The organism is Bacteroidales bacterium (genome assembly GCA_017521245.1).
GTDB lineage: Bacteria > Bacteroidota > Bacteroidia > Bacteroidales > G3-4614 > Caccoplasma_A.
Genome location: JAFXDI010000041.1, coordinates 1 through 9,573 on the forward strand (window position 1 = coordinate 1; position 9,573 = coordinate 9,573).

Below are 9,573 nucleotides of genomic sequence, written 5' to 3' on the forward strand. Positions count from 1 at the left end.
CATACGTTTGTATGCTCACAGCACCCTCACCAAAGTTAGTTGTATCTAAACCATTCTGACAATCCTTGTGATGAGAGAAAACAATCGTTAGAGACGGATTGTGATAATGGCTTATCTACTGCCTAACTTTTAGGTATCGGGTTTGCTCACATACGTTTGTATGCTCACAGCACCCTCACCAAAGTTAGTTGTATCTAAACCATTCTGACAATCCTTGTGATGAGAGAAAACATCCGTTAGATACGGATTGTGATAATGGCTGGTTAAGTTGTTAGTTTTTAGTTTTCGGCTTCGCCGCCCTACGGGTAGTTTTTAGTTACATATCTAACAACTAACAACAAATAACTAAGGTGCGTAAGCACCGCACAACTTAGGAGAGAAAATGAAATACATAATAATACTTGGCGATGGAATGGCTGATGAGCCGATAGAAGAGTTGGGCGGAAAAACACCTCTTCAAGCGGCTAACGTGCCATCTATGGACTGGATTGCCAGAAACGGTCGATGCGGTCTGTTAAAGAGTGTCCCTGACGGATATGCTCCGGGTAGCGAAGTGGCAAACCTTGCCATACTTGGTTACGACCTCGATAAAGTATTTGAGGGCAGAGGTTCGTTAGAGGCAGCAAGTATGGGCGTGAGGATAGAGGATAACGAAGTAGCAATGCGTTGTAACCTTATCTGTGTACAAGACGGAAAGATAAAAAATCACTCGGCAGGGCATATCTCAAACGAGGAGGCTACTGAGTTGATAAACTATATGCAACAAGAGTTGGGAGGAGGAGACGTAAATCTGTTTCCGGGAATATCGTACCGCCACCTCTTGAAGATTAAAAACGGAGATAAACGTATAAAATGCACCCCTCCTCACGATGTACCAGGTACTCCATGCGTTGATGTTATGCCTCAGGCACAAGCAGAGGAGGCACAAGCAACAGCCGATAAGATAAATGCTCTAATCTTAAAATCGCAGGAGTTGTTGCCACTTCATCCCGTAAACCAAAAACGAGTAGCAGAGGGTAAAGATCCTGCCAATAGCCTATGGCCGTGGTCGCCAGGATATCGCCCTGCTATGCAAACATTTCAACAGCAATACGGAATAAAGAGCGGAGCGGTAATCTCGGCAGTTGATTTGATAAAAGGTATAGGTGTGTATGCAGGTCTAACTTCAATTGAAGTAGAGGGAGCAACAGGGTTGTATAATACCAACTACGAAGGCAAAGCCGAAGCGGCAATAAAGGCTTTGAGAGAAAATGATTTCTTGTTTCTGCATGTAGAGGCAAGTGATGAGGCTGGACACGAGGGAGATTATGAGTTGAAGAAGAGAACAATAGAGTATCTTGATAGTCGTATAATAGCCCCAATATTGGAGGCAATGCCTGCATTGGGAGATGACCTCACAATAGCCCTATTACCAGACCACCCAACCCCTTGTCGCCTACGCACTCATACACGCCAAGCGGTACCCTTTGCAATATACACACCAGGAGTAGAACCTGACGATGTGAAAGAGTACAACGAATTTAGTGTAAAACAAGGCTGTTACACAACGCTCACAGGAGCACAATTTATAAAAGAGATATTTAAACAATAAAGCAATGATATATTACAGTACAAACGGACAGGCATCCGATGCAACATTAGCCGATGCAGTAGTAAAAGGATTGGCATCGGACAAAGGTTTGTTTATGCCCGAGAAGATAAAATCTCTACCACAAGAGTTCTTCGATAATATTCAAGATATGACCTTTCAAGAGATAGCATTTGAAGTGGCAAATGCATTTTTTGGAGAAGATATAGAGCGTGAAACACTACGCAAAATAGTATATGACACACTATCTTTTGATGCTCCAGCGGTAAAGGTCGATGATAACATCTACTCATTGGAGTTGTTCCATGGTCCCACACTTGCATTCAAAGATGTAGGAGCAAGATTTATGGCTCGTCTTTTAGGACACTTTATAGCGCAAGAGGGTGAAGGACGCGAAGTAAACGTATTGGTGGCAACTTCGGGTGATACAGGAAGTGCCGTAGCCAACGGATTTTTAGGCGTACCCGGCATAAAAGTATATGTATTATATCCTCATGCAAAGGTAACCGAGATACAAGAGAAACAATTCACAACACTCGGACAAAATATAACAGCCATAGAGGTAGAGGGAACATTTGACGATTGCCAAGCATTGGTAAAATCGGCATTTATGGATAAAGAGTTGAACGAGGCAATGAAACTAACTTCGGCAAACTCAATAAACGTGGCACGATTCTTACCTCAAGCATTCTACTACTTCTACGCATACGCACAACTCAAAAAAGCAGGGAAGGCAGATAATGTGGTATGTTGCGTACCAAGTGGTAACTTTGGAAACATAACAGCAGGATTGTTTGGTAAAAAAATGGGATTGCCAATAAAACGCTTTATAGCAGCAAATAACCGCAACGATGTATTTTTGGAGTATCTAAATACAGGTAAATATAACCCACGTCCATCGGTAGCCACAATAGCAAACGCAATGGATGTAGGCGATCCCAGTAACTTTGCCCGAATATTGGCACTATACGAAAACTCTCACCAAGCAATAACTGCTGAGATAAGCGGAGTATCATATAACGATGAAGAGATACGTCAAACAGTAAAAGAGGCATACACACGCACAGGATACTTATTAGATCCACATGGAGCATGCGGATACAGGGCTTTATGTGAAAAACTTATTGACGGTGAAGTAGGTTTCTTCTTGGAGACAGCACACCCTGCCAAATTTCTCAACACCGTAGAGGAGGTGATAGGAGAACAAGTAGCAATACCCGAGCGTCTTCAAGCCTTTATGCGAGGAACAAAAGAGAGCATAATGATGAAACCCAATTTTGCTGACTTTAAAGAGTTCTTACTAAGTAGATAGGAAAACGAAGTCCTTAGTTTTAAACTAACAATATAGTTGTGTTAGTAAAAACTATTTTGAGCGTAAGTAACTTCTAAATATTATAAACACAAAGAGGCTGAAATCAAAATCGTATTTTGATACAGCCTCTTTCATTTAAGTACAAAATATTTTACTTAGCCTTTTTAATCATATCAGAGATGGTGTCATCACCTGTAATTTGATTTGCAGTACGTTTTAAAAGACTATTCACAGTGTCATGAGTTAGGTGTCGAATACCATATTTGCTTTCGAATAAATATCTAACGTATGTTGATATTCTATGCCACTCTTTTGGGTTTAATAATGGATTCTTAACCATGTCAGAAAGATAAGAGAGAGCAATCTCTTTTGAACTTTTACCACTGCCTGAATATCTCTCGCTCTCGCGATGCGTCATATTATGATACACATCTTCTAAAAGGTTGTCTAACTCACTGCCCAATACACCTCTTAATCCTGTAGTCTCATAGCCCTTTTGAATAAGCGTGTTGTATAGTTCTTGTTGATTCTTTATGTTGTTACCAATTATCGCAACCTCATCAGTTTCGGGATTATAGAAACCTTTGCTTTGAGAGTGATCGCCAATATATTTTTTATACTCTTTAGGAACTTCGTTAATGTCGGCATACAAACGAGTCTTTAACTTCATCTTGCCACCAATGTCGTTAAGCATATCTCTACGTAATGAGTTTGCATACTCAGATGCATACTCGCCAATGTTCCATACATCATACCTTTTTCTGCTTCGTGGATAAAATCTCGGGTTAAGTTGGTAATTTTCTCCAAAAACATCCGATACAAGTTTCTCCCTTATAAACCAATCTTCTGCGCTCAAACCATCAAGATCAAAGGAGTATAGATGTTTGTTGTTCACTCTATCAGGAATATAGCCAAACCTCTCTTTCGATAAAAAGTCTATAGTTGGACGTTCGGGAAGATAAAACTCCTCTAATACTTTTCTCAGTCTGGGAGCATAATGGTCATACTCCGCTACTGTCATTTCCCCTAAATCAATAAGAGGTTTGTTTTTTTCTTTAACCCCATCACCTGGAAGTCTTTTAAAGTTCTCTCGTGCTAATTGTAGAATTTTATTCTCTCGAGCAGCAAATGTAGGCTTATCAAGGTTTCCTGTAAGTCCAGAATATCCTTTAGGCCTGTATTCGGCTGGGAAATTTACACCCAATTTTATCTTAGGATTAGATTGATGATATCTCATCCCTGCTCCTATGCCAGAAGCAATACCTCCAGTTACTGCTCCTGTTACACCTCCAATAATTGCCTGTGAAGTAGCATCTTTTGCTATCTCACTAATGAGAGGATAGTGTTCAGGATTTTTATATGCTAACCCTAACATACTTCGAGTTAGAGCCGATACGCCTGAAGCTCCTGCTTGTTCAGCGCTTAATCTGCCAGTATTCTTTATTGTTTGACGCAAAAGAGAATTAATCTCATTAGCAGCTTTGGGAGAAGAGAGAAAGTTTTTTAACACCTTTTTACGAATCTCACTTATAGCAGGGAGTTCTAATTGTTTAAAGTATCGCGATTGCATCAATCCGTTTAGAAGTAGATCAGTAGCCGCTACACCTTTAACATATAGATTTCGTATTTGTGGAGAAACAGTCAAATTAGTGCTAGCCTCATACATATCAATCTCTTTATTTGTTTGAGCAACACTTTGACCAAGAGCCTTACCTAATGTTAATCCACCTAAAGCCAAACCTAAACTTGGATTAATAGCACCACCAATAACCGAAGTCAATCCCTCTAATACACCTCCGGTTATAGTACCAACGGTACCCCATCCTTCAGTTTGTGGAATAGCCTGAGCAGCCTCAATAATCTCTCTTTGACGTTGCGAAGCCTCGCCTCCATATTGCTGTAGATTGCTTAACCACAATTGGTTTTCCTCATCTGTATATCCTGCATCGCGGCGTGTTGCAATCTCTCCAAGAAGGTCATACTCGGTTGCAAGTAATGGGTTAAGAGGTTGGTTTAACGATATAGCATGAGTTGGTCCCATAGCAGGGAATTGGATAGGTTGATTTTCAGCCTCAATCTCTTTCATTCTGGCATATAGTTCGCTGTTAGGTTGTGAAAGCAGATTGCCATTGTAATACTCTTGTAGCGAGGTAATAGCGTCATCAAAGTAATTCTCACCCGAAGCCTCTTTGTCAACCATTGTGCCCAAATAACTCATATCGTTAGCCATCTGTTGTCCCCAAACCTTCATACCTTCGCCAAAAGTAGAGGCTTTAGGTCTCGATATACTTGGAGTACCAGTTGCTACATAACGGCTAAGAGGTTGAGAAGATAATTGATTAGCAAAAACTCCGTTGCTACTATTCATTAAAGATTTCACAGTAGGATTCTCTTCTAATAGAGAGTGTCCGTTTAAATTTGTATAATTTCTGTAAGGCATAATTTTTAATATTTTGAAAGTTCGTTAATAGCCTCCTCATGGGTAACCCCATTAGAGAGAAGCATGTTGTAAATTAATTCTTTTTGAGTATCATCAAGAGGTAGATCCACATCTTGTTGTGTTATATCCATAACATCCTCTTGCATAACCTCTGGCAGAGGTAAATCTTTTGATTGACTGCCCCTTAGTTTATCGCATATTTTGAATAACCTTTTACGCAGTTTCCTAAGGAACTCCTTAGGATGAGCATTCTCATAAACTAAGAGAACTCTCTTAATAAGTTGCGATAAACGGCTTAGAGCACTATCTGATTGTTGTTTCTCAACAGGATCATAAAGTAAAACAAAAAGTTCCCTCAAGCCATTGATTCTCTTCCGGGCGGGACGTGAGATGCGTTGCTTCTCGGCAACAAGGGTAGCATAAAATCCCTCGCCACGCTCAATATCCTCAATATGAGAAGTTAAATCAATAGTATTTCCATTATCTGTTTTCATAACTAATTGTTTTACTTAAAAATCTTATCTCCGTAACTGTTAAATAGTTTGTTGTCTAAGTCGCTGAAGTTCTGAGCCAAGTTGTTTAGCGAACCAAAACTTGCATTTCTATAAGAGGCTGCATCATTAGAATGTGTGCCATATCTTTGAGCATTAATATTTGCTTTTTGAGCCCGATAGTTATTCAACACACTATCTTTCCATTGAATACCCTGAGATGCAAGGTTTGAGTATAGCGAAGATAGTTGCTCGCCACTCCTTCTCTGATTAGCACCTACCCACTCATCAGTACCGCCCATAACAGTTGCTCTTCCCTGAATGTTATTCATGTTCGATTGAAAATGCGACTTAGCCGTATTAATCAACTGTTGTACATCGGCACGTTTCATATAATCAGAGTAGTAGGTCTCATTAAAAAGGTTATCGAGCTCATCCTCTTCTTGATCAAGAACCGTCAATGCTTTCTCTTTCTCCTTCTTGGCACGTCTATTATGTACCGCCGCCATTATTCCATTGAATATTGTTCCTAAAAACATAAGTAAACATAATTTTTTTTAATTAGTAATTAATAAATTTTATAATTATCACATCGCACTGCAAATATCTGTCAATAATTTTGCCTTTGAATGTTAAATTTATATGAAGATGAAAACTGCAAAGAAAAAATGTTCGCCCGAAGGCGTTATGAACAAAGAGAGGAGAGAGATATTGGATTTGTGTTATTCTCGTTTGAGAGAACTCATACCTGAGTGTACAAACGAAGTAACCCTTATCAAGTGTATTGAGACTTTAGAGAAACAGGAGAGTGCCTCTGCTTCACCTGAAGATGGACAACGCACCCTATTGGCAATAGCCTCTACCCTTGAACGCTTATCGGAAATTAAGTAGTTGATAGTTGCTCCTACTGCATACTTTAGTTGTTGGCAAAAATCTAACAGCAAACAACTACCCGTAGGGTGGCTTTCGCCAATAACTAACAACTAATTATATAAAATTACCACTAAGTGTAGTGTAATTTTTAATTACTTTGCTACTGTTATGGATATAAAAAAGGTAGTTAGTGAAAATGCCAAAAGATTGGCAAAGATAAACAGCGTGTATCAACCACATATAGGAGAGGGAGGATGTGGAGAGCGTATAGCATTCCATATTCCCGACTCCCCTATACCATTGCAATATATACCTAAAGCAATGGCAGAGGTGGAGTTAGTGCAACTGTTGAGGCGTTACGGGAGTATAAAGAAGTTTATCATAGAACATCTAAAAGTAAAGCCAACCGATAGCGTAGTAGATGAAGTTTGGAAGCATTGGATAAAGATTAGAATAAAATATGATTTTGAGTTTTGGTCAATAATGTTTGTTCGCATCAAGAATAAAATGGGCGACAGCGACATAGCATTTAAACTCAACACACCCCAACGCCGATTGTTGAGAGAGTTAGAGGAGATGCGTCTTGCCGATAAACCAATACGTATAATACTGCTAAAAGCACGTCAATGGGGAGGCTCAACACTTGTTCAAATATATATGGCGTGGATTCAGTTGGTGCATCGAAAGAATTGGAATAGTGTTATATGTGCACACCTAAAAGACTCTGCACTAAACATCAAAGGAATGTACTCCAAACTCTTAGAAAACTATCCATCGTGGTTGCTAGATAGCGAAGAGCCAATAAAGTTTCAACCATTTGAAAGGATGGCAAACACCTCAATAATTTCGGCAACCAAAAGTAAGATAACAATCGGATCGGCAGAGACACCAGAGTCGGTACGAGGAACAGATGCCGTTATGGCACACCTTTCGGAGGTTGCATTTTGGAACTCAACACAACGAAAAACACCCGAAAGTATGGTGCGATCGGTCTGTGGATCGGTAGCGTTGCTCCCTCTATCGGTAATAGTTATGGAGAGTACAGCAAACGGAACAGGCAACTATTTCCACAAAGAGTGTATGAGAGCAAAGAGGGGTGAGAGTGATAAGAAGTTTGTTTTTGTACCATGGTTTGAGATTGAGATATACTCAAAGCCGGTTGCTAATCACAAGGAGTTTGCCGAGTCGCTATCAAAATATGAGTGGGAGTTGTGGAACAAAGGAGCAACCCTTGAGGCGATTGCTTGGTACAGAGAAAAGCGCAAAGAGTACTCAGAACATGCCGATATGATGGCGGAGTACCCTTCCGATGATATAGAGGCATTTAACTATTCAGGCGAAAAAGTCTTTTCGCACGCATCAGTTGAGAGGTTACGCAAGGAGTGTTGCGAACCTAAATATGTTGGCGATATATACGGCAAGAGCGACAGAGGAAAAGATGCATTAACAGATGTTCGTTTTATAGAGGAGAGTGGGGGAGAACTTCGTCTTTGGGAGATGCCCGATGAGGAGAATCTCTTTTCTATGCGATACATAACAGTTGTTGATATAGGCGGAAGGTCAAATAAAGCCGACTATTCAGTTATTGTAGTGTTTGACCGCTACTGGATGCTACATGGAGGAGTACCTGAAGTAGTGGCTCAGTGGCGAGGACATATTGACCATGATCTACTCGCATGGAAGGCTGTGCAGATAGCCGAGTTCTATAATAAGAGCCTATTGGTTGTAGAGAGTAATACCCTTGAAACAGAGCGAGGAGATGATGACTCTTCGGAGTATATCCTCGAAACAGTCTCTGGGGTATATCCCAACCTTTATGCCCGACAAACCTCAAATATGATTCATTCTGGCAGTGGAGTACGATGGGGATTTCATATGAACAGAGCCACAAAACTTATGCTTATAGCACATCAGGTTAGGATGCTACGTGAGGGCGGTTATATTGAACGCGACTTTGATGCTTGTTACGAACACGATGTATTTGAGAGAAAACAGAATGGAGCGTACGGAGCAATGGAGGGGCATCACGATGATATCCTTATTACCCGTTGTATAGGAACCTACATCTGCTACACTGAGCCACTCCCTCAACTCCATAATAGGAGAGTAGGAGTAAGAAGTAAAATCCCCATTAGCGAAGCAACTATTTAGTTTGTTGATTTTGCGATTAAGCAAGAGTAAAACCAAACTTGTTTGAGTTTTACCGAGCATAAGCATAATCAAAGAACGAGGGTTCTTTAATTAGAAATTAGTTAGTAGAGCCACTTACCATTCCTTTATATAAATTTACCACTTATTGCTATTGTATTACTATTTTATTTGTCAGTAAATTATATTAAATATAAAAATATGGCAAGTATCAAGGTAAAGTTTCGACACTCAATAAACGAAAACAAGAAGGGAACAATCTATTATCAAATCATTCAGAATCGTGTAATCCGTTAACTAAAGAGGATTACCGACTCTTTATGTGCGAATGGAGTATAAATATTCTGTTGATGGATATTTTGTTCATTACAAATTCTTTGAATGAAAAAATATCGTTAATTTTGTACAAGAATAACAAAAGAGTGAACTATGAAAATATTCCTCAGTTACGGACATGATTCGAATGCACCGCTGATTGAAAAGATAAGAGACTATCTCTCAAAGGATGCAGAGGGAAACCTCAAACATGAGGTTTGGATTGATACATCCGAAATCAAAGCAGGAATGAACTGGAGAGAAAGAAGTGATGGGTAATAGGTCTGGGGCTAAAGAGTTGTTGAAAAAAGCAATCAATAATTGCTTAAAAATTGAGGATAGAACAGAGAATGACACGGCAGCTTTGGCAACTTTTTATGTAAACTTAGGGACAGTCTTATCTAAA

8 protein-coding genes are annotated in these 9,573 nt (G+C 39.8%); 5 read left to right on the plus strand and 3 right to left on the minus strand.

What is annotated here, in order from left to right; all coding sequences use genetic code 11:
* Window positions 1–382 precede the first annotated feature (382 nt).
* Window positions 383–1,591 carry a cofactor-independent phosphoglycerate mutase gene (locus tag IKK64_06315; GenBank protein ID MBR4119676.1) on the plus strand — a complete coding sequence of 403 codons (1,209 nt, stop codon included), beginning with the start codon at window positions 383–385 and terminating at the stop codon, window positions 1,589–1,591.
* 4 nt (window positions 1,592–1,595) lie between these two features.
* Window positions 1,596–2,900: a threonine synthase gene (thrC, locus tag IKK64_06320; GenBank protein MBR4119677.1), complete on the plus strand. Its 1,305-nt coding sequence runs from the start codon at window positions 1,596–1,598 to the stop codon at window positions 2,898–2,900.
* Window positions 2,901–3,051: 151 nt separating this feature from the next.
* Here the strand turns inward: thrC and IKK64_06325 are convergent, their stop codons facing one another.
* From IKK64_06325 to IKK64_06335, 3 genes are read right to left on the minus strand one after another with little or no spacing between them, the layout of a single operon-like run.
* Window positions 3,052–5,340, minus strand: coding sequence for a hypothetical protein (locus IKK64_06325; GenBank protein ID MBR4119678.1), 2,289 nt, complete (start codon window positions 5,338–5,340; stop codon window positions 3,052–3,054).
* Window positions 5,341–5,345: 5 nt separating this feature from the next.
* Window positions 5,346–5,834 (minus strand): hypothetical protein, encoded by a 489-nt coding sequence (locus IKK64_06330; protein ID MBR4119679.1) that lies wholly within the window; start codon window positions 5,832–5,834, stop codon window positions 5,346–5,348.
* A gap of 11 nt (window positions 5,835–5,845) precedes the next feature.
* Window positions 5,846–6,370 carry a hypothetical protein gene (locus IKK64_06335; protein ID MBR4119680.1) on the minus strand — a complete coding sequence of 175 codons (525 nt, stop codon included), beginning with the start codon at window positions 6,368–6,370 and terminating at the stop codon, window positions 5,846–5,848.
* Between the two features lie 103 nt (window positions 6,371–6,473).
* Here IKK64_06335 and IKK64_06340 point away from each other — a divergent pair, with 103 nt between their 5' ends.
* The 3 genes from IKK64_06340 to IKK64_06350 all read left to right on the plus strand — a co-directional run bounded on the left by IKK64_06340 (window position 6,474) and on the right by IKK64_06350 (window position 9,446).
* The gene (locus IKK64_06340) at window positions 6,474–6,722 is read left to right on the plus strand and encodes a hypothetical protein (protein ID MBR4119681.1); all 249 of its coding nucleotides are present in this window, start codon (window positions 6,474–6,476) and stop codon (window positions 6,720–6,722) included.
* 150 nt (window positions 6,723–6,872) lie between these two features.
* Entirely contained in the window at window positions 6,873–8,855 is a 1,983-nt protein-coding gene (locus IKK64_06345) for a hypothetical protein (protein MBR4119682.1), read from the plus strand.
* Between the two features lie 426 nt (window positions 8,856–9,281).
* Entirely contained in the window at window positions 9,282–9,446 is a 165-nt protein-coding gene (locus tag IKK64_06350) for a hypothetical protein (protein MBR4119683.1), read from the plus strand.
* Window positions 9,447–9,573: the final 127 nt, after the last annotated feature.